The following is a 20,383-nucleotide window of genomic DNA, read 5'->3' on the forward strand; positions in this document are numbered from 1 at the left end:
AGGAGACCTGAAGGGGGCCGTCGTCTTGGAGCGACGGCCCTCTTTCAGTAGCCGCTGTCGCCGTCGCTGTCCGTCGAGGGCGCGGCCTGCTTCACCGCCGAGCCCTTCGCGTTCAGCACGTACCAGATCCCGTCGATCCCCTGCCCCTTGAGATCCTCCGGCGCCTTGTCCTTCGCGTAGTAGTAGAGCGGGTGTCCGGCGTACGTCGCCTGCGGTGCGCTGCCCTTCGTGGTCCCGATGAGGCCCGCGTCGGCGCCGGAACCGGCCTTGGGCTTGCCTTCCGCGGGCGGCCACAGCTTGAGGCAGGCGGTGTCGCACTTCATGGAATTGGTGTTCTTGCCGTCCGCGGTGAACAGGTAGAGCGTGCGGCCGGCCCCATCGACGAGGATGTGGCCGAGCGGCGAGTCGCTCACCTTCACGGTGGAGATGTCCGTCGCGGTGGACGCCTCACGGGTCGCGGTGGATGCCTTGCCGTCGGATCCGCCGCCGTACGATCCACCGCCACCGCACGCGGCCAGCCCCAGTGCCGCCACGCATGCGATCCCGGTCAGGGTGATCCTGTTTCGGCTCATGATCGTCTCCGTTCCTTCCGACGGAGGTTGTACGGCTGCCGTCGGCGAACGGATTGCCGCGCAATCCCTCCGCCCGGATCGGACGTATACAGAAGCGTGGAACTGTTCCCCCGCGCGGACCGGGTCGACGACGCCTCGCTCGTCGCCGGTCTCGCGCTGGGCGACGAGCAGGCGGCGACCGCCTTCGTGCGCCGCTTCCAGAACGCCGTGTACGGCCTCGCCCTGTCGGTGACCCGCGAACCGGGCCTCGCCGAGGACGTGAGCCAGGAGGTGTTCGTACGGGCCTGGCGGGCGGCCGGCGCCTACGACCCCCGCCGCGCCTCCGTCCTCACCTGGCTGCTGGCCATCACCCGCAACGCCGCCATCGACGCCGTCCGCGCCCGCAGACCCACGCCCGTACTGGCCGAGACCCTCGAACGGCTCATCGACGTCACCCTGCGAGCCGACGCGGAAGAGACCGACGGCACGGAGCGGCTCGCCCTGGTCGCCCTGGAGAGCGAGCGCGCCCTCGCCCGGCTGCGCTCCCTGCCGGAGGAACAGGCGCGCGCCGTCGCCCTCGCCGTGATCGGCGGCTGTACGGCGGCGGAGGTGGGCCGGCAGGAGGACATCCCGCTGGGCACCGCCAAGACCCGGATCCGCACCGGCCTGCGCAGGCTGCGCGAGGCGCTGAAGGAGGGAGGCCGCGATGGCACATGACCCCGGGCCGGACACCCACCACCCCGACGAGGACGAACTGCTCGCCCTGGCCCTCGGCACCCTCCCCGGTGGGTCGGCCGGACTGCTGCGCCACCTCACCGTCTGCCCGGCCTGCCGCTCGACGTACGACGACTTCTCGGCGGCCGTCGACTCCGTGCTGCCCGCAGCACCCTCCGTGGCGCCTCCGCCCGGATTCGAGGCGCGGGTCCTCGAACGGCTGGAGCTGCCCGCGCCGACGGGGCGCACGGGGTGGCGGCGGTGGTACCGGAGGCCCGTGCCGGCGGGGCTCACCGGGCGGCGGCGGTCGTACCGCAGGCCCGCGGCGGGGGCGCGCACGGGGCGGCGGCGGTCGTACCGGAGGCCGCTGCTGGTCGCGGCCGCCGCGGCGGCCGGGATCTGTCTGGGGGCGGCCGGTGCGGTGGTCGTCGACCTCGGGTCGCCGTCCGCCTCCCAGGTCGCCGTGAGCGACCGCGGGGCGCTGCTGGTCACCGGGGCGGGGGCGACCGTCGGCACCGTCGAGCCCAGCCGCTTCGGCGCCGAACCCGTCCTCGTCATGCAGATCACGGACGGCTCCTCCCCCGGCACGCGCTACACCTGCCGCCTCGTGCTGAAGGACGGCACCACCCGCGACGCGGGCCACTGGCGGCTCCCGTCCTCCGGCCGGGCCACCTGGATCGCGTACGGGGCCGCCGACTCCGTGGACCGGGTGGAGCTGGTGACGGACGGGGGGCAGGTGTGGTCGTCGGCGCGCTGGGACCTGTGACTCCGGAAGCCGTGCGCCCGTGCCGTTGCGCGGTCCCGAACGGGGGTGGAAGGCTGGATAACGGCACCGGCTCGGGGAGTGTCCCGTCCCCACCACCTGGAGGTACCCGTGAACAGCGCCGACGGATGGGGCGACGACGTCTACCAGCCCGACGGATCCGAGATCCAGGAGGACTCCGGGCTGCTCGACGCGGAGGACACCCTGGAGGACGACGGTGTCGAGGATCCCCTCGACCGGGGCTGGTCCCCTCCGGAACGCCCGTGGGCGGTCGAGCACACCGGTGTGACGGCGGCCGAGCGCGAGAGCCTGGACCAGCGGCTCTCCGAAGAAGTGCCGGACCTCCCCGTCCCGGACGGGGACGGCATCGGAGACATCGACGGCACCGACGGCGAACTCCTCGACAACGAGGTCGGCGCGCGTCGCTCCGGCCGTCTCGTCGCGCCCGACGAAGGCGCTCACGAGGACGAGGAGAGCGCCCTGGTCGCCACGGACGTGGGCATCGACGGCGCCGCCGCCTCCGCCGAGGAGGCCGCGATGCACATCGTCGACGAGGACGCCGAGGACGCCCTGTCCGGCTGACCCCGAGGAGCACGAGGAGCACGCATGCAGCAGGACAAGCACCCCGACTACCACCAGGTCGTCTTCCGTGACCGCTCCGCCGGTTACGCCTTCCTCACCCGGTCGACCGCGACCAGCGAGCAGACCATCGAGTGGGACGACGGCGAGACGTACCCGGTGGTGGACGTCGAGATCTCCTCGGAGAGCCACCCTTTCTACACCGGCAAGGCCCGCACGGTGGACACCGAGGGACGCGTCGCCCGCTTCGAGCGGCGCTACGGGAGCGCGGCCGGCCAGGACGCCGAGGGCTGAGCGGCACGCCCCCGGCGCGGAGCGGCACACCCTTGGCGCCGGGTCCCGCACCGCGGTCAGATGAAGTTCAGCGCCGCCGCGCAGCCCACCCCGCCCAGCACCATGAACGCCGGCATCAGCACCTTCAGCTCGACCCAGCTGCCGGCCCGGAACCGCAGGGCCTTGGGCGGGCCGATCGGGTACCAGCGCTTGCGGCCCACCGGGATCGGCCACAGGATCGGGCAGCCCGAGACCGTCAGCGCGTCCCCGATGTCGTGGACCAGCGCGCCGAGCACGATCGGCAGGCCCAGCCACAGGTACTCCTGGCCCGGGTCCGTGAACAGCCAGTCCGCGCCGTTGCCCGGCTTGTCCAGCACGCCGGCGATGATCCAGGCGCTGGTCGCGGCCAGCAGCCAGACCAGGACGTCGGCGCTGGAGCCGCGGGTCGCCCGCCACAGCAGGCCCTCGATGGCGAGCACCATGTGCACGAAGAGGATCGCGAGGACGGCCCAGCGGCCACCGGTGATCGCCGCGACCGAGGCGCCCGCGCCGCTCAGGACGGCCCACAGCCACGTGTGGGTGAGCGTGCGGTGCCCACCGGAGCGACGCGGATCGCCCTGCTTCTTGGTGGCCTTGTAAACGGCGTAGGAGAGTTTGTCGACGATCTCGCAGAGCCCTCGGGAGATGGGCCCGAAGGCGCGCGAGATGGTCGCCGCCTTGTGGTCGAGGTCGGGGGCGAGCGCCGCCCCCGCGCAGATCAGGGCACCGGCCAGCAGGACCGGCCAGGGCATCGTGTGCCCCGTGGCGGCGGCCGCCGCTCCGACGCCGAGCCAGGCCGCCGCCCCCGACAGTGAGTGTGCTGGTCCCATCATGGCCGTTGCCCGCCCCATTCCTCGTGTACCGCTGCGCAGTTGACCGGATGCCCTGACGCCTCGTCGGCGACACAGCGTACTGCTCGTGATCTTCGTACCCGCATCCGATTCCCCTGTAGTGGGGACGGGCAGGCAAGATGGGTGGGTGACCCTCATCGATCAGCTGCCGCCGACCGCAGACCCCGACGCCCTCTACGAAGCCTTCGAGTCGTGGGCCGAGGAGCGCGGGCTCACGCTCTACCCCCATCAGGAGGAGGCGCTGATCGAGGTGGTCTCCGGTGCGAACGTGATCGTGTCGACGCCCACCGGCTCCGGCAAGAGCATGATCGCGGCGGCCGCCCACTTCGCCGCGCTCGCCCGTGACGAGGTCACCTTCTACACGGCTCCGATCAAGGCACTGGTCTCGGAGAAGTTCTTCGAGCTGTGCAAGATCTTCGGCACCGAGAACGTCGGCATGCTCACCGGCGACGCCTCCGTCAACTCCGACGCCCCCGTCATCTGCTGCACCGCCGAGGTGCTCGCGTCGATCGCGCTGCGCGACGGCAAGCAGGCGGACGTCGGCCAGGTCGTGATGGACGAGTTCCATTTCTACGCGGAGGGCGACCGCGGCTGGGCCTGGCAGATCCCGATCCTGGAGCTGCCGCAGGCCCAGTTCATCCTGATGTCGGCCACGCTCGGCGACGTCTCGATGTTCGAGAAGGACCTCACCCGGCGCACCGGCCGTCCGACGGCGGTGGTCCGCTCGGCGACCCGTCCGGTGCCGCTGTCCTACGAGTACAAGTTCACCCCGCTCACCGAGACGCTGACCGAGCTGCTGCAGACCAGGCAGGCACCGGTCTACATCGTCCACTTCACCCAGGCGCAGGCCGTGGAGCGGGCGCAGGCACTGATGAGCATCAACATGTGCTCGAAGGAGGAGAAGGAGCAGATCGCCGATCTGATCGGCAACTTCCGCTTCACCACCAAGTTCGGCCGCAACCTCTCCCGTTACGTACGGCACGGCATCGGGGTCCACCACGCCGGCATGCTGCCCAAGTACCGGCGTCTGGTGGAGAAGCTCGCGCAGGCGGGTCTGCTGAAGGTCATCTGCGGCACCGACACGCTCGGCGTGGGGGTCAACGTCCCCATCCGCACGGTGCTGTTCACGGCCCTGACCAAGTACGACGGCAACCGTGTCCGCACCCTGCGCAACCGCGAGTTCCACCAGATCGCCGGCCGCGCCGGGCGGGCCGGTTTCGACACGGCGGGCTTCGTCGTCGCCCAGGCGCCCGAGCACGTCATCGAGAACGAGAAGGCGCTCGCCAAGGCGGGCGACGACCCGAAGAAGCGGCGCAAGGTGGTCCGCAAGAAGGCGCCGGAGGGTTTCGTCGGCTGGACGGAGAACACCTTCGAGAAGCTGATCTCCTCCGAGCCGGAGCCCCTGACCTCCCGCTTCCGGGTGACGCACACGATGCTGCTGTCGGTGATCGCCCGCCCCGGCAACGCCTTCGAGGCGATGCGGCATCTGCTGGAGGACAACCACGAGCCGCGCAAGGCGCAGCTCAAGCACATCCGCCGGGCGATCGCCATCTACCGCTCGCTGCTGGACGGCGGCATCGTCGAGAAGCTGGACGAGCCGGACGCCGAGGGCCGCATCGTCCGCCTCACGGTGGACCTCCAGCAGGACTTCGCGCTGAACCAGCCGCTGTCCACCTTCGCCCTCGCCGCGTTCGAACTCCTCGACCCCGAATCGCCGTCCTACGCCCTGGACATGGTCTCCGTCGTCGAGTCGACGCTGGACGACCCGCGGCAGATCCTCGTCGCCCAGCTCAACAAGGCGAAGGGGGAGGCCGTCGCCGCGATGAAGGCCGACGGCGTGGAGTACGAGGAGCGCATGGAGCGCCTCCAGGACATCTCGTACCCGAAGCCCCTGGAGGAGCTGCTCTTCCACGCGTACAACACCTACCGCAAGAGCCATCCCTGGGTCGGCGACCATCCGCTCTCCCCGAAGTCCGTCATCCGTGACATGTACGAACGGGCCATGTCGTTCACGGAGTTGGTGTCCTTCTACGAGCTCGCGCGCACCGAGGGCATTGTCCTGCGCTACCTCGCCAGTGCCTACAAGACGCTGGACCACAACATCCCCGACGACCTCAAGTCCGAGGATCTCCAGGACCTCATCGAGTGGCTCGGCGAGATGGTCCGCCAGGTCGACTCCAGCCTGCTGGACGAGTGGGAGCAGCTCGCCAACCCGGAGGAGATGACCGCCGAGGAGGCCCAGGAGAAGGCCGACGAGGTCAAGCCGGTCACCACCAACGCGCGCGCCTTCCGCGTCCTGGTCCGCAACGCCATGTTCCGCCGCGTGGAGCTCGCCGCCCTGGACCAGGTCGAGGAGCTGGGCGAGCTGGACGCCGACGCCGGCTGGGACGCCGACGCGTGGGGCGAGGCGATGGACAAGTACTGGGACGAGTACGACGACCTCGGCACCGGCCCGGACGCCCGCGGCCCGAAGCTGCTCATCATCGAGGAGCAGCCGGAGAACCGTCTGTGGCGGGTCCGGCAGATCTTCGACGACCCGAACGACGACCACGACTGGGGCATCAGCGCGGAGGTCGACCTGACGGCCTCCGACGCGGAGGGCCGCGCGGTCGTCCGGATCACCGACGTCGGCCAGCTGTGAGCACAGGAGAGACGCGGTCATGACGACGAACCCGGCCGAGCGACTGGTCGACCTGCTCGACCTGGAGCAGATCGAGGTCAACATCTTCCGTGGCCGCAGCCCGCAGGAGTCCTTGCAGCGGGTCTTCGGCGGCCAGGTGGCGGGCCAGGCGCTGGTCGCCGCCGCCCGCACCACGGAGGGCGACCGGCCCGTGCACTCGCTGCACGCGTACTTCCTGCGCCCGGGCCGGCCGGGCGTGCCGATCGTGTACCAGGTCGAACGGGTGCGGGACGGCCGGTCGTTCACGACCCGTCGGGTCACCGCCGTGCAGCAGGGCCGCACGATCTTCAATCTCACCGCCTCCTTCCACAAGCCTGAGCAGGGGTCGTTCGAGCATCAGTTGCCGCCGGCCCGCAAGGTCCCGGACCCCGAGTCGCTGCCGACGGTCACGGAGGAGATCCGTGAGCATCTGGGCGCGCTGCCGGAGCAGTTGGAGCGGATGGCGCGCCGTCAGCCCTTCGACATCCGTTATGTGGACCGGCTGCGCTGGACGCCCGAGCAGGTCAAGGACGCCGAGCCGCGCAGCGCGGTGTGGATGCGCGCGGTCGGGCCGCTCGGGGACGACCCGGTCGTGCACACCTGCGCGCTGACCTACGCCAGCGACATGACGCTCCTGGACGCCGTGCGCATCCCGGTGGAACCGCTGTGGGAGCCGCGCAGCTTCGACATCGCCTCGCTGGATCACGCCATGTGGTTCCACCGGCCGTTCCGCGCGGACGAGTGGTTCCTCTACGACCAGGAGTCCCCGATCGCCACCGGCGGACGGGGCCTGGCGCGGGGGCGGATCTACGACCTGGAGGGGCGCCTGCTGGTGTCCGTCGTCCAGGAAGGGCTGTTCCGGGCGCTGTAGGTCGCGGGCCGGGCGGGCACATGTCGTGCGCGCCTCCCCGTCATGCGCTTCTGCGGCGCAGCCAGCCCATGAGTCCTCGGGATGTTTGCCGGGTGGCGGCTTCCTCGGGCGGCGGTGGCGTGGTCGGCCGCCGCTCCCCCGCCGGGCGTGGGGCGGGCCGGAGGGTGCGGGCGTCCTCCATGGCCCGGGTCAGGTCGGCGCGCAGTCGACTGATCTCGTCCGGATCGTCGGCCGTCATGATCTTCTCGGTGAGCTGCGCGGCCGGCGTGCCGGGTGCGCCCTGGTGCGGCGGCACGGGGCGGAAGCGGTTCAGATAGGAGCGCTCGTACGGATCCCGGACGAGCTCCGCGATCTGGGCGGAGTCGAGGAAGGCGGCGAGGGCCCCGGCGCTCTCCCACGGGCCGTCGGCCGTCCGCAGCAGGAACTCCCGGTGCCGGGCACGCCAGTTGCGGGCACGCAGGTCCACTCCCTCCGCCAGCAGGCCCCGCATCCCCTCGGGGGTGCGACGGGCGTGCAGCAGCGGGGTGTTCCGCTCGTCGGCGGCGAACTGCTCCAGTTCCTCGGCGAGATAGAGCCAGACGACGGCCCGGTACCTGTTGAGGTAGAAGCGCACCGGTGCCACGACACCGAGGCGGGCCAGCCGGGTGAACCTGCCGGCGGGGATGTCCATGAGGTCCGCGCCCTCGGTGGTGCCCACGACCCGCACCCGCTGCTGGAACGCTTCGGGGAAGTCGTCCTCCCCGCGGAGCCGGTCCAGTTCGCTGCGGGGGACCCGTCGGCCCCCTCCCCCTTCGTCGGGCACGGTCCGGATATGGCCGAGATGCACGCCCAGGTCGAACTCGTTCCGCTTCAGACCCAGTTCGCGCGCCGCGCGGCCCGGGGTGAGAGTGAGCTGCTGGGGCCTGGTCAGGGTGCTGCCTGTCATGGTCGTACTCCCCCGTGGAGTCGGTGCTCACGCTGTGTGCGTTCGCCGTGACAAAAACCGTAGCCGGTCGGGCGAATCTCGGAGCGGGCCTGTGGATAACTCCACGGGGGGTGATGAATCAGCAGGTCAGAGGTCTGCGGCCGGACTCCGCTCGGGCTGGCGGACGTCCACGCCGAGGTGCTCGCCGACCCGGTTGACGAGCAGCGTCATCTCGTAGGCGATCTGACCGATGTCGGCCTGCGCGCCGCTGAGCACGCACAGACAGCTGCCGGTGCCCGCCGCAGTGACGAACAGCACCGCGTCGTCGAACTCGATCATCGTCTGGCGGACTCTGCCCGCGCCGAAGTGCCGTCCGGAGCCCTTGGCCAGGCTGTGCAGCCCGGACGCGACGGCGGCGAGGTGCTCGGCGTCCTCGCGTCGCAGACCCGTGCTGGCCCCCGCCACCAGGCCGTCGTTGGACAGCACCAACGCGTGCCGGACGTGGTCGACCCGCTCGGTCAGATCGTCCAGCATCCAGCCGAGTCCCTGGTTCTGCGCCATGTCTCCGTCTCCCCGTGTGACGTCTCCCCCTGGCTGGAGGAGTTCTTCGCCACCCTTCCCGACGACCGGCGTCAGGGGCAAGGAGAACGGGGCATGGCACAGGTAAGAACGGCGGCCTTCGGTCAGTTCGGCGCGGCGGGGCCGCCGGAGCCCAGCTCGGCGACGACCGGCCCCCTCGTCGCGCCGCCCACGGGGTTCAGCCCACCGAGTCGAGGAGCCGGGCGGTGTGCATCCGCCCGGCGTACTCCACGAGCCGGATCAGCACCTCCTTCCCGGAGTCGCGGTCCCGGGCGTCGCACAGCACCACCGGGGTGCCGCGGTCCAGGTCGAGGGCGCGGGAGACGTCCTGGGCGCCGTAAGTGCGGGCTCCCGTGAAGCAGTTGACGGCCACCACGAACGGGATGTGCCGGTGCTCGAAGTAGTCGACCGCGGGGAAGCAGTCCTCCAGCCGCCGGGTGTCCGCGAGGACGACGGCGCCGAGCGCCCCCTGCGACAACTCGTCCCACAGGAACCAGAAACGGTCCTGCCCGGGGGTGCCGAAGAGATAGAGGGAGAGGCCGGAGCGGATGGTGATGCGGCCGAAGTCCATGGCGACCGTCGTCGTGACCTTCTGGTCCACGCCGTCCGTGTCGTCGACCAGCTGACCGGCCTCGCTGAGCAGTTCCTCGGTCCGCAGCGGCCTGATCTCACTGACCGCGCCCACCAGGGTCGTCTTGCCCACGCCGAACCCGCCGGCGACCAGTATCTTCAACGCCAGCGCGGCCTGCTCGCCGCCCTGGGCATCGGAAGTCTCGGAGACCATCGATCACTTCTCTCGGGAGTGCCGGCAACGGTCGGCCGTGCAGGTGCGTGAAGTCAGCATGATGACAACTGCGGCACCCCTTCGAGGGGTTGGACCGCTATTAGACCGATGTGACCGAGTCGTGCGCATGCGCTTTCGAACTTTCATCTACAGAGCTCGCAGTCCTTCGATGACCTCGCGCAGAATCCGTTCGTCAGGAAGCTGCGCGGGCGGCACGGGACGGCTGACAGTGACGCAGCCGAGTTCCAGGAGGTCACCGAGCAGTACCCGGACCACGCCCAGGGGCAGGTCCGCGCCCGCGGCGAGTTCGGCGACGGACTGGGTCTCCGGGCGGCACAGGTCGATCAGCGCCCGGTGTTCCGGCCCCAGCGAGGTGTCCTCGTCGGGGCCGGGCGCCGCCGCATCCAGCGTGACGAGGGCGATGAGGTCGAAGCGCACCCCGGTGGGACCGGGCTTGGTCCGTCCGCCCGTCATGGCGTACGGGCGGACGAGGGGTCCGGCCTCGCCGTCGTACCACTGGCTGCCCTGCTCGCGCGGGGCGCCCGTCATGTCCTCCGTCATGGGCGGACCGCCTTCTCGTCTCATCCGGCGGGCGGCCGTGCGGCTACCCGCGGCGCCGTGTACAGGTGCTCGCCGACGCGCTTGACCAGGCGGGCCATCTCGTAGGCCACCAGACCGATGTCGGCGGTCACGGCCGTGAGGAGCGCGAGGCAGGAGCCGTCGCCGGCGGCGGCCACGAACAGGTAGCCGTCGTCCATCTCGACCATCGTCTGCCGCACCCCGCCCGCGCCGAAGTGGCGTCCGGCGCCCTTGGCCAGGCTGTGGAAGCCGGAGGCGACCGCGGCGAGGTGCTCCGCGTCCTCGCGGCGCAGGTCGGTCGACGCCCCCACGGCGAGGCCGTCGTTGGACAGCACCACGGCGTGCCGTACCTCGCTGACGCGCAGCACCAGGTCGTCCAGCAGCCAGTCGAGTTCGCCGGACCGCTGAGCGGCCCTCATGGCCGGGTCCTGGATCATGCGTGGTCTCCTTCGCTGCTGTCTCTTGGCGCGGGGGAATCCGGGGCGGCGCCGTGTCCGGGCCGGCGGCCGCCGCCGCGTGCCCAGCCGTCGCGGTAGGCCGCCATCCGGTCCCGTACGAGCTCAGGGGTGCGCCGGTCGTCGCCCTGGGGGTCGGGCCGCGGTTCCGGTTCCTCGGTGCGCGGCGCACGCAGCTGAGGAGCCAGGCTTGCCTGCCGGACGCGGCGCGGGAGGTCGTCCGTCGCGTCCGGTCCTTCGGGGTCCTCCTGGGGGCGGTGCAGACGCAGGGTGGCGACTCCGGGGGGCGGGGTGTCACTGGCGGACTCCGCCCTCGCCGCCGCCCTGTGCTCCGCCGGGGCCGGTGGTGCGGGGGCCACCAGTGCGGGCCGGTCGGCCGGCGCGTGGACGGACTCCTGGAGCCGGGCGGCACTGGGCACGCGCGCGTACTCGCGTTCCACATCGGCCGCCTTGCGGGGGGAACGTTCCTCCGCGCCGCTGTGCAGCAGGGCGGTCGGCAGCAGGACCACCGCCGTGGTGCCGCCGTACGGCGAGGTGCGCAGGTGGACCTTGATGCCGTGCCGGGCCGCCAGCCGGCTGACCACGAACAGGCCGAGCCGGTCGCTGTCGAAGAGGTCGAGCGCCTCGGACTGCTCGATGCGGCGGTTCGCCTCGGTGAGGGTCTCCTTGCCCATGCCGAGCCCGCGGTCCTCGACCTCGATGGCGTAGCCGTTGCCGACGGGTTCGCCGGTGACGCGCACGCGCGTGTGCGGCGGTGAGAACTGTGCGGCGTTCTCGACGATCTCGGCGAGGAGGTGGGTGAGGTCGGCGACGGCGCCACCGACCACGGACGCCTCGGGGAGCTGGCGTACCTCCACGCGCGCATAGTCCTCGACTTCCGAGACGGCAGCGCGGACCACATTGGTCAGGGAGACCGGCATGCGCCAGGCCCGGCCGGGTGCGGCTCCGGAGAGGATGATCAGGCTCTCCGCGTGCCGCCGCATCCGGGTCGTGAGGTGGTCGAGGCGGAAAAGGTCGCTCAGCTCGCCCGGGTCCTCGGAGCGGCGCTCCATGCTGTCCAGGAGGCTCAGCTGACGGTGGACCAGGACCTGGCTGCGCCGGGCGAGGTTGACGAACACCCCGGAGATGCCGCTGGCGAGCTCGGCACGCTCCACGGCGGCCCGCAGCGCGGCCCGGTGCACGGTGCCGAGGGCCTCGGCGACCTGCCCCGTCTCGTCCTCGGAGGGCGGCCCGGACGGTGCCTCCGCACGGATGTCGATCTCCTCCCCGGCGCGCAGTTTCCGCATGGCCTCGGGGAGTTTGCGCCGGGCGATCTCCAGGGCGCTGTTGCGCAGGCTCACCAGCTCGACGACCAGACCGCGGCCGATGCGCACGGAGATGACCAGGGAGGCGGCGACGGCGACGAGACCGAGCAGGACGGCCGCGCCGGCCGGGGTGAGCAGTCCGCGGGTGAACGGATCGGCGCGGTCGGCGACCCCACGTCCCGCGTCGGACTCGATCGTCCGCATGCCGTCCTGCACGCGCGCGTGTGCCTTCGCCCAGGTCGCCTCGGGTGCCGCGTTGATCGCGGAGGCGCCGGCCCGGCTGGTGAGGACCCGGTCCTCGACGGTCGCGACGGCGACGTAGTCACCGCTGTCGGCAAGATCCCGCCAGGCGCCGCGTTCGGAGCCGCGCAGATCGGCGACGGCGGCCTCGGTGAGGGCGCGGCGGGTGTCGACGGCGCCGGTGAACAGCCGCAGCCGGGTGCCGTCGAGGCGTCCGGCGAGCCGTGCGCTGGAGAGCACGACGTCCTCCTGGGCCAGGGCCTCGCCCGCGCGGGAGAACTCGAGCAGCACGCGCGCGTCGGAGCCCAGTTCGGCGTCCTGGATGCCGGTGAGGGCGCCGCCGACGGAGAAGGCCGTCGAGATCGTGCGCGTGTAGCGCCCGTACGTCTCGTCCCAGCCCGCGCGGCGGTCGAGGACCGCGGTGCGCAGGGAGCTCAGTGCCTCGGCGCCGCTGACGAAGGTCTCGAGGCGCTGGGCCACACCGGCGGGCAACTCCTCGCTGTCGGCGACGGTGTTGTCCTCGCCGAGCCGCAGTTTCGCGACGGCTTGGTCGGTGCGGTCCGCGAGGGCCTTGAGGTCGCCGGCGCGGCCTGCGGCGGGGTCGGTGGCATAGCGGACCGCGGCCGCGCGCTCGGTCTGGAGGGCGGCGACGGCCGCCGCGACCGGGGTGCGGATCTCGGAGTCGACGCGCTGCAGCTGCCGCAGCCGGGAGACGTCCTGGGCGGTGGTCACGGTGGCGTACGCCCACAGGGCGAGCAGGGAGACCACCGGCACCATCAGCAGGCAGACGATCTTGGCGCGCACGGTGCGCGGGCGTATCCGCCAGCCTCCCGCGCGCGTGGGCGGGTCGTCGGGGTCGACGCCCATCGGGTCGTCCGGCCCTTCGTCGGCCGGTGGTCCGGCGTGTGCGCGGCGGCCGCGGGCCGGGCCGGCGGACGGTGGCTCGGAGCCGCTCGTGGGGGTCCTACGGGGTGTTCGCATGGCCTCCTGCCTCGGAGAGTGGTTCGGCTCGCCCGGAGGGCCCTCAGTGGGCGGCGACGTGCTCGACCGGCCGCTGGGCGGAGGCGGAAGCCTCGCGCTCTCCCGTCGAGGGCGACAGCGCGACGAAGGCCGAGGTCAGGAACAGATAGGACCCGAGCCCGACGGCGAGCGGGAAGATGAACTGCATCGCCGTCGCCCCGGGCAGCGCGGCGCCGGACGGTGTGACGCGCACACTCACCGCGAACATCCCGGTGTAGTGCATGCTGCTCACCGCGGCGCCCATGATGAGGGAGGCGATGGTGACGGCGACGGGCGACTTGATGTTGAGCGCCGCCCACAGCGCGGCGGTCGCGGCCACCACGGCGATCAGGACGGAGAGTCCGACGAGCACCGGGTCGTAGTGCACCTGACCGTGCAGACGAACGGCCGCCATGCCCAGGTAGTGCATGCTCGCGACACCGAGTCCGGTGGTGAGCCCGCCGAGGAAGAGCGCGCGGGCGCGGTCGCGGCTGTAGCCGACGGCGAAGACGCCGGCACAGACGACGATCATGGCGACGAGCAGGCTCACGATGGTGAGCGGCACGTCGTAGCGGATGTCCGTGCCGCTGACGCTGAAACCGAGCATGGCCACGAAGTGCATGGTCCAGATGCCGGTGCCGATCGCCGAGGCAGCGGTGATGAGCCAGTTGCGGCGCGAGCGTCCGGTGGCGCCGAGCGCGCGCATGGTGCAGCGCAGGCCGAGTGCGGCGCCGATGCAGGCCATCACGTACGACAGCACGGGGGTCAGCCAGCCGAGGGCTGCGTGGTCCAGGTGTCCCATGGCCCCGGGACGCTAGTGGGGGCACGGGTGCACAAAGGGGGCGCATTTCGAAAGCTGTTGGAATATGACGCAGCGATGTACCTGAACGATCGCGTCCCGCTCGAACGTGCGCGCAGAAGCATCACCCTTGTCGGTGAGGGATCATGCGGAACATGAGCGACGACCACACACATGTCCAGGAGTTCTTCGGCGCCCGGGCAGCCGACTGGGACGCCCGGTTCCCCGACGACGGTCCCGCCTACGCGGCCGCGGTCGCCGAGCTCGGGCTGCGCGAAGGAGACCGCGTGCTCGACGCCGGCTGCGGCACCGGACGCGCCCTGACGCCCCTGCGTGCGGCCGTGGGCCCCTCGGGAGCGGTCCTCGGGGCCGATCTGACCCCGGCCATGCTTCAGGCCGCCGTACGGGCGGGACGGGACCGCGACGGGCAGCTGCTGCTCGCCGACGTGGCCGCGCTGCCGTTGCGCTCGGGGTCCCTGGACGCGGTGTTCGGGGCCGGGCTGATCTCCCACCTCCCCGATCCGGCCGAGAACCTGCGGGAGTTGGCGCGCGTGGTGCGCCCGGGCGGCATCCTGGCCCTGTTCCACCCGATCGGCAGGGCGGCGCTCGCGGCGCGGCAGGGTCGTCAGATCACTCCGGAAGACCTGCGCGCCGAGCCCAACCTCCGTCCCCTGCTGGCCGGTTCCGGGTGGCGGATGACGTCGTACGTCGACGAGGACGCGCGGTTCCTGACGCTGGCGGTGCGCGAAGTCTGACCGCTCTCACGCCGGTCCGGCGACCGCGGCCACGAACGCGTCGGGGTTGTCGAACATGACGTTGTGGCCGGCGCCGGGCACGGTCACCACGCGCACGCCCGCCTCCTCCAGCCCCTCCCTGCCCTCGAGTTCGCCGCTCGACTCGCCCTGCAGGTACACGCGGTCCACGGGGAGCCCTTCGAGGATCGTGCGCATCACGGGGTCGGAACCGCGCCGCAGCCCGACCGCCGAGCGGTGCAGGGCGCGCGGGTCGGCCAGCCGCATGGTCGCGGCCCACAGCGGTCCGACCGCCTCCAGCACGCGCGCGTGGCCGCCGTCGACGAAGGCGTCCTCCTCATAGGAGGCGATACCGCTGCTGCCCGCGGTCGGTGGCGGGAAGGCGTCCAGGTTGGCCTCGGTGAGCACCAGGCGGGAGACCAGCTCGGGCCGCCGGTGGGCGAGCACGATCGCGACGGCGCCGCCCATGCTGTGCCCGATCACCTCGGCGCCGGTGAGCTGCGCCGCGTCCAGTGCCTCCGCCAGGGCGTCGGCATGGTCCTCCAGCGTGTAGCCGAAGTGCTCGGGCCGGTCGCTGAGGCCGTGCCCGGGCAGATCCACGAACAGGCTGCGCCTGCCCGCGAGTTCGGGCCGGGCGGCGATGTGGGCGTGGTACACGGAGGACATCGCCCCCAGCCCGTGCACATACACGCGCGCGGGTTCCTCGCCGGGCACCTCCGTCCAGCGGATACGGCTTCCCTTGCTGTCGAACTCGGCCTGCTGCATCGCGTCCTCCCTCGTCGGTGTCAGCGACGACAATACATCGGTTACGAGGTATAGAGAAGACGATGTATCCGCTGCTCGATGTATGCCCTGCGCGATGTATCAACTGAGCGATGTACACCGTGCGTACGGCAGAATGCGGGCATGCTGGAGCTCGCCATCCTCGGATTCCTGTACGACGCCCCCCTGCACGGCTACGAGCTGCGCAAACGCATCACCGCGCTCACCGGGCACGTGAAACCGGTCGCCGAGAGCACGCTTTACCCGGCGATCAAGCGTCTGGAGAAGGCCGGGCTGCTGGAGCGCGCGACGGAGCCCGGTTCCGTCGCCGCGCCGCGACACGTGCTGACCCTGACCGAGGACGGCCGTCACGAGCTGCGCCGACGGCTCGCCGAGCCGGTGCGGCCCGACATCACCGACGAGAACCGCTGGTTCACGCTGCTCGCGTTCCTCCGGCACCTGGAGGACGCGCCCGCGCAGGCGGCCGTGCTGCGGCGCAGGCTGGCGTTCCTGGAGGAGCCGGCGAGCTTCTTCTACGAGGGTGACCGGCCCCTGAGCGCCGAGGAGTTGGACGATCCCTTCCGGCGCGGGATCCTGACGATCGCCCGCGCGACGTCCCGCGCCGAACTCGGCTGGCTGCGGGACACCTTGGCCTCACTCGACGGCTGAGCCGTCCCGATGCCGTACGGGGCATCCGCGTACGCCCGGAACGGGGCGGGTGCCCAGTTCCGCCAGCCGGTAGCCGTCCGGGTAGCCCTTGATCTCCCAGTTCTGCCGGGCGAAGTGCGGTGCGCGGCGCGGCGGGAGCAGCCGGACCGCGCGACCGCGCAGGCGTACGGCGCCCCGCACCAGCCCGCGGGTCGCCGCGCCGGGAGCCGGATAGCGGAAGGCCCGCAGCAGGGGTTCGTCGAGGAGGGCGAGCGTCGAGGTGCGCAGCAGGGGCGCCAGGGGGCGCGGGTACCAGGACGCCATCAGGTCGAGCGTGGCGTCCGAGACGCGCCGCGCCCCCTCGTCCCAGCCGAAGTGGGCCTCCTCGTAGGCGTCGAGGCAGTCCTCGAACTCCTCGTAGCTCTCGGGGATGTCCGTGATGCCCATGTGCCGCCCCAGGGTGCGGTAGTGGACGGCGGAGGCGACGATCTCGTGACGGGACAGTCGACGCCACGCGTAGGTGTCGATCCACCGTCTGGGCATCACGACGAACGTGCACAGGACGTAGCGCATGTCGTCGTCGGTGATGTCGTAGCCGCGGTGCATCTGGTTGATGCGGCGGATCGCCGTACGGCCCTCCTCGCTGCCGAAGCCGTGCTCGACGACGGCGTCCAGGAGCAGCGAGGTGTCGTCGTACCGCTTCTGCGTCCGGTCCGTGAGCTCCGCAGTCTCGGCCAGCAACCGGCCGATGCTCGGGACGGCGTAGGTGCGGTAGAGGGCCAGCTCCAGGGAGCGGGTGAAGTCCCAGGGGAACTCGTACGCGGCCATCAGCCGGTAGATCTCCGAGGCCTCCTCGTACGGGTCCATCCGCCGTATCTGCCGGAGCCGCTCGAACCGCTTCACCGCGGCGTCCCCCTTCTGCCGTCGAAGCTCCAACTCTACGTTGAGTAGGAGGAGATGAACGATCAGTAAGGGCAGCACACCACGCAGGGGGAAGGTGGTCAGCATGTGGGGCAGGATGCGTAAGTCGTTCACCGGATTCGTCAACACCGGGCGCGCCGACATCGACAACGGCCGGGACAAGCGCGCACACAACCTGTTCGAGGCCGCGGCGGCCTATGTGTCGGCCTGCGCGGTGGACGACCAGGAGCAGATCGACGAGGCGGCGGGCTGGGTGTCGCCGGAGGCGTTGTCGTTCGGGGTGAGCGAGCTGGCGTGCCGGGCCGTCATCGCGCTCGCGCGGGAGCGCGACGAGTCGCCGCAGACCGTGGCCCGTGCGCTGCTGGGGCTTCCGGCGGCCTGAAGGCGGGCCAACCGCGGTCGATTCGCCCCGTCCGACCGGAAAACTGCAGCTCCGGGGTGCATGGGAGTCGTGACAAGCTGCTTCCGCTCGCACTAGGGTGCGCGCCGTTGGACGAACCGATGGGGAGGCTGGGATGGCCGGGACGGACGAGGACGCCGTCGCCGCCGCGGACGATGCGCTCTATGTGCTCACGGCGGTGCTGCTGACGCCGGCGAAGTTCCCGAGCGTGCTGGGCGACGACTATCCGGAGGCCTGTGCGGCGCTCGGTCTCGCGCCGCTCGCCGACGGGTACGGCTTGGTGCTCGGCCAGGACGGCGACGGCTCCCGCTGGACGGTCGTCATCGACGACGTCTCGCTGGTCGCCGTCGCCATCGCGTCGTGGGACTGCGGCATGGAGTACGAGCTGTCTCCCGACGAGGACACGGTCGTCGCCGCCCTGCCGGGCTGGCCGCTCGCCGTGGCCGTCGCCGCGCCGGGCGTGCCCGCTCCGCACGATCCCGGCCCGGAGGTGGCGGACCGCCCGCCGCTGACGCCGCCGGACACCTCCACGTGGGGGCCGGCCCAGCGCCGTCTGGGCGCGGACGAGATCGCCGTCCAGTGGTCGCTGTGGCGGGAGCAGATCAATGACGCGGAGTTCCCGATGCCGGGGGCGACCGCCGCCGGGACCGACGAGGCCTCGGGGACGGCGGAGACCTCGGAGAAGAGCGAGGGCAACGGCGGCCACCAGGGCATTCGGCGCGTGCTCGCGGAGGCTCGCGGGTACGTGGACACGCCGCCGCCGCTGGGCCGCGTCCGGTCGTCCTTCGCGCCCGGGGACGCCCGCACGCTGCGCGCGGACGGCCCCGGCTGGTCGCTCGTGGCCAGGACCGACGACATCGCCTTCGTCCTGCTGGACGAGGAACCGGGCGAGGTCCTCCCGGTCGGCCGCGGCCCGGAGCTGCCGGGTCTGCTGGAGGCGCTCGACAAGATGGCGGTACGGCCGCTCTGAGCGGGGGCGGCCGGGACGGCTGATCCAACTCTGGCGGGCGGTGCGCGGCGGAACACCCATGCCGCGGCGTCATTCCATGTGGTCCCACCCCATGGATGACCCGGCGGCGCACTCGCACCATGGGGCAGCTCTCGACTCCCCGTCCCGTCCTGGAGGCCGGTCATGCGTGTGTCCCGAGGTGTTCCCGTCGTCGCCCCCACCCTGGTGGCGACCGCCCTCACCGCAGCCCTCGCCCTGCCGACCGCCGCCGCGGGCGCGGGCGTCGAGGCCGGTCACTGCGCACACCAGGAGCGGACGCGCGTCCCGGGCGCGGCCTTCCAGCAGAGCGCCTGCCTCGCCGACCTGACCACGACCGGGCTCGCCGGTACGCCCTACACCGACCCGGCCGACCAGGCGGGGCTCACGGCCCAGGGGACACGGACGCCGTCCGGGGTGCCCGGCGTGCAGATCGACGGCTACTTCCCGGACTCGTCGCGCTTCAACGCCACCCACGGCTGGCGGCATGACGCCCAGTTCGTGATCCGGTTGCCGGACCACTGGAACGGCGGGCTGGTCGTCACGGGCGCCCCGGGAACCCGCAGGCAGTACGCGACGGACAAGGCGATCTCCGACCGGGTGCTCGCCCAGGGCTACGCGTACGCCGCGACGGACAAGGGCAACAACGGCACCGACTTCTACCGCGACGGCACCCGACCCGGCGACGCGGTCGCCGAGTGGAACACGCGCACCACCCAGCTCACGCGCGCGGCCAAGCGCGCCGTCGCCCAGCACTACGGGCGGTCACCGCGCCGGACGTACATGACCGGGATCTCCAACGGCGGCTATCTGACGCGCTGGCAGCTGGAGAACCACCCGGAGCTGTACGACGGCGGCGTGGACTGGGAAGGCGCCCTGTGGACCGAGGACGGCACCGGTCTGCTCACCTCGCTGCCCACTGCCGTGGCCCGCATGACGGGTTCGGCGACGGACGACGACCTGTACCGGGTGGGGTTCGCGCGCGGCTCCGAGTTCCTGTGGCCCTACCACGAGAAGGCCTACTGGGGTGTCACGCAGAAGATCTACCGCGCCGAGTTCGACCCGGCCTACGACCCCGACTGCCCGGGCCCGACGGCCGGGACGACCACGGAACAGATCCTGGCGCCCTGTGCCACGGACGCCTCCTACGATCTGGCGTCGCGCCCCGAGTCGGTCCGGCGTGCCGTGGCCAGGGTCGCGCTGACCGGTCGCATCGGACGCCCGCTGATCACGCTCCACGGCGACCTGGACGCCCTGCTGCCCAAGGCGGCGGACTCCGACGTGTACGCCCGCATGATCGACGCGCGCGGGAAGGGCCGCCTCCACCGCTACTACTCGGTCCAGGGCGGCACGCACGTCGACGGGCTGTACGACACCTATCCGGACCGGCTGCGTCCGATCCTGCCCTGCTACCGGACGGCCTTCGACGCACTGGTGGCGTGGGTGGAGCGAGGCACCCCGCCGCCCGCGGACCAGGTCGTGGACCGGCCCGCGAGCGGCGACGTGGTCGACTCCTGCGCCCTGGACCACCCGGCCACCGCGGCCCGGTAGCCCGCGGGTCTCAGCGACCGAGCTCCTTGCGTGTGACACGGCGCAGCCTGCGCCGCTGCGAGGGGTCCAGCGTGAGGTACGCGGCGGCCGGGACTCCCAGGACGATCAGGAGCGCGGCCCACCACGGCAGCCAGAACAGCAGGATGATGCCTACCGCCACACCGCCTGCGGCGATCTTCGCGTTCTTCGACATGTGTCGCCTCCTTCGCGGCCACTGCCGCTCTCTGTCCTGAAAACGGGCCCGCGCTCCCCACGGTTCCGCACCACGACCCTGAGACGTCCCTGAGACGCGACCCCTATGCGCCCCTGAGACGCCCGTCCTGAGATTCACGTCCCTGAGACGGGGATACCCATCCGCTTGCCGAAGTGACCCGGCTCATAGCCGGGTCATGCCGGGCCCCCTCTGGCGGTGCTGTACCCT

Annotated in this window: 23 protein-coding genes; 11 read left to right on the forward strand and 12 right to left on the reverse strand. The window is 71.8% G+C overall.

What is annotated here, in order from left to right; genetic code table 11:
• Nucleotides 1-44: 44 nt before the first annotated feature.
• Nucleotides 45-572 carry a COG4315 family predicted lipoprotein gene (locus tag CRP56_RS05440; RefSeq protein ID WP_097260786.1) on the reverse strand — a complete coding sequence of 176 codons (528 nt, stop codon included), beginning with the start codon at nucleotides 570-572 and terminating at the stop codon, nucleotides 45-47.
• A gap of 96 nt (nucleotides 573-668) precedes the next feature.
• On the opposite strand from CRP56_RS05440, the gene CRP56_RS05445 reads away from it, so the two are divergent.
• From CRP56_RS05445 to CRP56_RS05460, 4 genes are all read left to right on the forward strand, one after another.
• Nucleotides 669-1,268 carry an RNA polymerase sigma factor gene (locus CRP56_RS05445; protein WP_097260788.1) on the forward strand — a complete coding sequence of 200 codons (600 nt, stop codon included), beginning with the start codon at nucleotides 669-671 and terminating at the stop codon, nucleotides 1,266-1,268.
• On the forward strand, nucleotides 1,258-2,031 hold the full coding sequence (locus tag CRP56_RS05450) for a hypothetical protein (protein ID WP_097260790.1): 774 nt from the start codon (nucleotides 1,258-1,260) through the stop codon (nucleotides 2,029-2,031). The genes CRP56_RS05445 and CRP56_RS05450 overlap by 11 nt, the downstream gene beginning before the upstream one ends.
• Nucleotides 2,032-2,139: 108 nt before the next feature.
• Nucleotides 2,140-2,610: a DUF5709 domain-containing protein gene (locus CRP56_RS05455; RefSeq protein ID WP_097260792.1), complete on the forward strand. Its 471-nt coding sequence runs from the start codon at nucleotides 2,140-2,142 to the stop codon at nucleotides 2,608-2,610.
• Nucleotides 2,611-2,634: 24 nt separating this feature from the next.
• Nucleotides 2,635-2,901, forward strand: coding sequence for a type B 50S ribosomal protein L31 (locus CRP56_RS05460; protein ID WP_059198427.1), 267 nt, complete (start codon nucleotides 2,635-2,637; stop codon nucleotides 2,899-2,901).
• Between the two features lie 56 nt (nucleotides 2,902-2,957).
• On the opposite strand, the gene CRP56_RS05465 is transcribed toward CRP56_RS05460, so the two are convergent.
• Nucleotides 2,958-3,752, reverse strand: coding sequence for a metal-dependent hydrolase (locus tag CRP56_RS05465; RefSeq protein ID WP_097260794.1), 795 nt, complete (start codon nucleotides 3,750-3,752; stop codon nucleotides 2,958-2,960).
• Nucleotides 3,753-3,897: 145 nt separating this feature from the next.
• Between CRP56_RS05465 and CRP56_RS05470 the strand changes: the two genes are divergently transcribed.
• Nucleotides 3,898-6,411 carry a DEAD/DEAH box helicase gene (locus tag CRP56_RS05470; protein ID WP_097260796.1) on the forward strand — a complete coding sequence of 838 codons (2,514 nt, stop codon included), beginning with the start codon at nucleotides 3,898-3,900 and terminating at the stop codon, nucleotides 6,409-6,411.
• A gap of 19 nt (nucleotides 6,412-6,430) precedes the next feature.
• Nucleotides 6,431-7,300, forward strand: a complete 870-nt coding sequence (locus CRP56_RS05475; RefSeq protein WP_097260799.1) for an acyl-CoA thioesterase — start codon at nucleotides 6,431-6,433, stop codon at nucleotides 7,298-7,300.
• Between the two features lie 40 nt (nucleotides 7,301-7,340).
• On the opposite strand, the gene CRP56_RS05480 is transcribed toward CRP56_RS05475, so the two are convergent.
• The 7 genes from CRP56_RS05480 to CRP56_RS05510 all read right to left on the reverse strand — a co-directional run bounded on the left by CRP56_RS05480 (nucleotide 7,341) and on the right by CRP56_RS05510 (nucleotide 13,946).
• On the reverse strand, nucleotides 7,341-8,225 hold the full coding sequence (locus CRP56_RS05480) for a DUF6397 family protein (protein WP_097260801.1): 885 nt from the start codon (nucleotides 8,223-8,225) through the stop codon (nucleotides 7,341-7,343).
• A 126-nt stretch (nucleotides 8,226-8,351) separates the two neighbouring features.
• On the reverse strand, nucleotides 8,352-8,765 hold the full coding sequence (locus CRP56_RS05485) for a roadblock/LC7 domain-containing protein (RefSeq protein WP_097260803.1): 414 nt from the start codon (nucleotides 8,763-8,765) through the stop codon (nucleotides 8,352-8,354).
• A gap of 196 nt (nucleotides 8,766-8,961) precedes the next feature.
• Nucleotides 8,962-9,567 carry a GTP-binding protein gene (locus CRP56_RS05490; protein ID WP_079309536.1) on the reverse strand — a complete coding sequence of 202 codons (606 nt, stop codon included), beginning with the start codon at nucleotides 9,565-9,567 and terminating at the stop codon, nucleotides 8,962-8,964.
• Nucleotides 9,568-9,714: 147 nt separating this feature from the next.
• Nucleotides 9,715-10,128, reverse strand: coding sequence for a DUF742 domain-containing protein (locus tag CRP56_RS05495; protein ID WP_097260805.1), 414 nt, complete (start codon nucleotides 10,126-10,128; stop codon nucleotides 9,715-9,717).
• 20 nt (nucleotides 10,129-10,148) lie between these two features.
• Nucleotides 10,149-10,583 (reverse strand): roadblock/LC7 domain-containing protein, encoded by a 435-nt coding sequence (locus CRP56_RS05500; protein WP_059198419.1) that lies wholly within the window; start codon nucleotides 10,581-10,583, stop codon nucleotides 10,149-10,151.
• A complete protein-coding gene (locus CRP56_RS05505; protein WP_097260806.1) occupies nucleotides 10,580-13,126 on the reverse strand; it encodes a sensor histidine kinase in 2,547 nt (848 codons plus the stop codon). The genes CRP56_RS05500 and CRP56_RS05505 overlap by 4 nt, the downstream gene beginning before the upstream one ends.
• Nucleotides 13,127-13,169: 43 nt before the next feature.
• Complete coding sequence (locus CRP56_RS05510) at nucleotides 13,170-13,946, reverse strand: MHYT domain-containing protein (RefSeq protein WP_097260808.1); 777 nt, start codon at nucleotides 13,944-13,946, stop codon at nucleotides 13,170-13,172.
• A 152-nt stretch (nucleotides 13,947-14,098) separates the two neighbouring features.
• On the opposite strand from CRP56_RS05510, the gene CRP56_RS05515 reads away from it, so the two are divergent.
• On the forward strand, nucleotides 14,099-14,698 hold the full coding sequence (locus CRP56_RS05515) for a class I SAM-dependent methyltransferase (RefSeq protein WP_097273755.1): 600 nt from the start codon (nucleotides 14,099-14,101) through the stop codon (nucleotides 14,696-14,698).
• A gap of 6 nt (nucleotides 14,699-14,704) precedes the next feature.
• Here CRP56_RS05515 and CRP56_RS05520 read toward each other — a convergent pair whose 3' ends face one another.
• A complete protein-coding gene (locus tag CRP56_RS05520) occupies nucleotides 14,705-15,460 on the reverse strand; it encodes an alpha/beta fold hydrolase (RefSeq protein WP_097260810.1) in 756 nt (251 codons plus the stop codon).
• A 141-nt stretch (nucleotides 15,461-15,601) separates the two neighbouring features.
• Here CRP56_RS05520 and CRP56_RS05525 point away from each other — a divergent pair, with 141 nt between their 5' ends.
• Nucleotides 15,602-16,126: a PadR family transcriptional regulator gene (locus tag CRP56_RS05525; protein WP_097260812.1), complete on the forward strand. Its 525-nt coding sequence runs from the start codon at nucleotides 15,602-15,604 to the stop codon at nucleotides 16,124-16,126.
• On the opposite strand, the gene CRP56_RS05530 is transcribed toward CRP56_RS05525, so the two are convergent.
• Nucleotides 16,112-17,008, reverse strand: coding sequence for an oxygenase MpaB family protein (locus CRP56_RS05530; RefSeq protein WP_179851291.1), 897 nt, complete (start codon nucleotides 17,006-17,008; stop codon nucleotides 16,112-16,114). The genes CRP56_RS05525 and CRP56_RS05530 overlap by 15 nt on opposite strands.
• Before the next feature lie 103 nt (nucleotides 17,009-17,111).
• Between CRP56_RS05530 and CRP56_RS05535 the strand changes: the two genes are divergently transcribed.
• The 3 genes from CRP56_RS05535 (at nucleotide 17,112) to CRP56_RS05545 (ending at nucleotide 19,962) form a co-directional block, all read left to right on the forward strand.
• On the forward strand, nucleotides 17,112-17,408 hold the full coding sequence (locus CRP56_RS05535) for a hypothetical protein (protein ID WP_097260814.1): 297 nt from the start codon (nucleotides 17,112-17,114) through the stop codon (nucleotides 17,406-17,408).
• Between the two features lie 133 nt (nucleotides 17,409-17,541).
• Nucleotides 17,542-18,396 (forward strand): hypothetical protein, encoded by an 855-nt coding sequence (locus CRP56_RS05540; protein ID WP_097260817.1) that lies wholly within the window; start codon nucleotides 17,542-17,544, stop codon nucleotides 18,394-18,396.
• 162 nt (nucleotides 18,397-18,558) lie between these two features.
• A complete protein-coding gene (locus CRP56_RS05545) occupies nucleotides 18,559-19,962 on the forward strand; it encodes a tannase/feruloyl esterase family alpha/beta hydrolase (RefSeq protein ID WP_097260819.1) in 1,404 nt (467 codons plus the stop codon).
• Nucleotides 19,963-19,972: 10 nt separating this feature from the next.
• Here the strand turns inward: CRP56_RS05545 and CRP56_RS05550 are convergent, their stop codons facing one another.
• Nucleotides 19,973-20,155 (reverse strand): hypothetical protein, encoded by a 183-nt coding sequence (locus tag CRP56_RS05550; protein WP_059198412.1) that lies wholly within the window; start codon nucleotides 20,153-20,155, stop codon nucleotides 19,973-19,975.
• Between the last annotated feature and the right edge of the window lie 228 nt (nucleotides 20,156-20,383).

The organism is Streptomyces sp. TLI_55 (genome assembly GCF_900206255.1).
GTDB lineage: Bacteria > Actinomycetota > Actinomycetes > Streptomycetales > Streptomycetaceae > Streptomyces > Streptomyces aquilus.

Bases quoted from the DNA above. Each gene is read 5' to 3' on its own strand.
- CRP56_RS05440 (WP_097260786.1), bottom strand. From the start codon at position 572: ATGAGCCGAAACAGGATCACCCTGACCGGGATCGCATGCGTGGCGGCA.
- CRP56_RS05450 (WP_097260790.1), top strand. From the start codon at position 1,258: ATGGCACATGACCCCGGGCCGGACACCCACCACCCCGACGAGGACGAA.
- CRP56_RS05460 (WP_059198427.1), top strand. From the start codon at position 2,635: ATGCAGCAGGACAAGCACCCCGACTACCACCAGGTCGTCTTCCGTGAC.
- CRP56_RS05465 (WP_097260794.1), bottom strand. From the start codon at position 3,752: ATGATGGGACCAGCACACTCACTGTCGGGGGCGGCGGCCTGGCTCGGC.
- CRP56_RS05475 (WP_097260799.1), top strand. From the start codon at position 6,431: ATGACGACGAACCCGGCCGAGCGACTGGTCGACCTGCTCGACCTGGAG.
- CRP56_RS05480 (WP_097260801.1), bottom strand. From the start codon at position 8,225: ATGACAGGCAGCACCCTGACCAGGCCCCAGCAGCTCACTCTCACCCCG.
- CRP56_RS05485 (WP_097260803.1), bottom strand. From the start codon at position 8,765: ATGGCGCAGAACCAGGGACTCGGCTGGATGCTGGACGATCTGACCGAG.
- CRP56_RS05490 (WP_079309536.1), bottom strand. From the start codon at position 9,567: ATGGTCTCCGAGACTTCCGATGCCCAGGGCGGCGAGCAGGCCGCGCTG.
- CRP56_RS05495 (WP_097260805.1), bottom strand. From the start codon at position 10,128: ATGACGGAGGACATGACGGGCGCCCCGCGCGAGCAGGGCAGCCAGTGG.
- CRP56_RS05500 (WP_059198419.1), bottom strand. From the start codon at position 10,583: ATGATCCAGGACCCGGCCATGAGGGCCGCTCAGCGGTCCGGCGAACTC.
- CRP56_RS05505 (WP_097260806.1), bottom strand. From the start codon at position 13,126: ATGCGAACACCCCGTAGGACCCCCACGAGCGGCTCCGAGCCACCGTCC.
- CRP56_RS05510 (WP_097260808.1), bottom strand. From the start codon at position 13,946: ATGGGACACCTGGACCACGCAGCCCTCGGCTGGCTGACCCCCGTGCTG.
- CRP56_RS05515 (WP_097273755.1), top strand. From the start codon at position 14,099: ATGAGCGACGACCACACACATGTCCAGGAGTTCTTCGGCGCCCGGGCA.
- CRP56_RS05520 (WP_097260810.1), bottom strand. From the start codon at position 15,460: ATGCAGCAGGCCGAGTTCGACAGCAAGGGAAGCCGTATCCGCTGGACG.
- CRP56_RS05525 (WP_097260812.1), top strand. From the start codon at position 15,602: ATGCTGGAGCTCGCCATCCTCGGATTCCTGTACGACGCCCCCCTGCAC.
- CRP56_RS05535 (WP_097260814.1), top strand. From the start codon at position 17,112: ATGTGGGGCAGGATGCGTAAGTCGTTCACCGGATTCGTCAACACCGGG.
- CRP56_RS05540 (WP_097260817.1), top strand. From the start codon at position 17,542: ATGGCCGGGACGGACGAGGACGCCGTCGCCGCCGCGGACGATGCGCTC.
- CRP56_RS05545 (WP_097260819.1), top strand. From the start codon at position 18,559: ATGCGTGTGTCCCGAGGTGTTCCCGTCGTCGCCCCCACCCTGGTGGCG.
- CRP56_RS05550 (WP_059198412.1), bottom strand. From the start codon at position 20,155: ATGTCGAAGAACGCGAAGATCGCCGCAGGCGGTGTGGCGGTAGGCATC.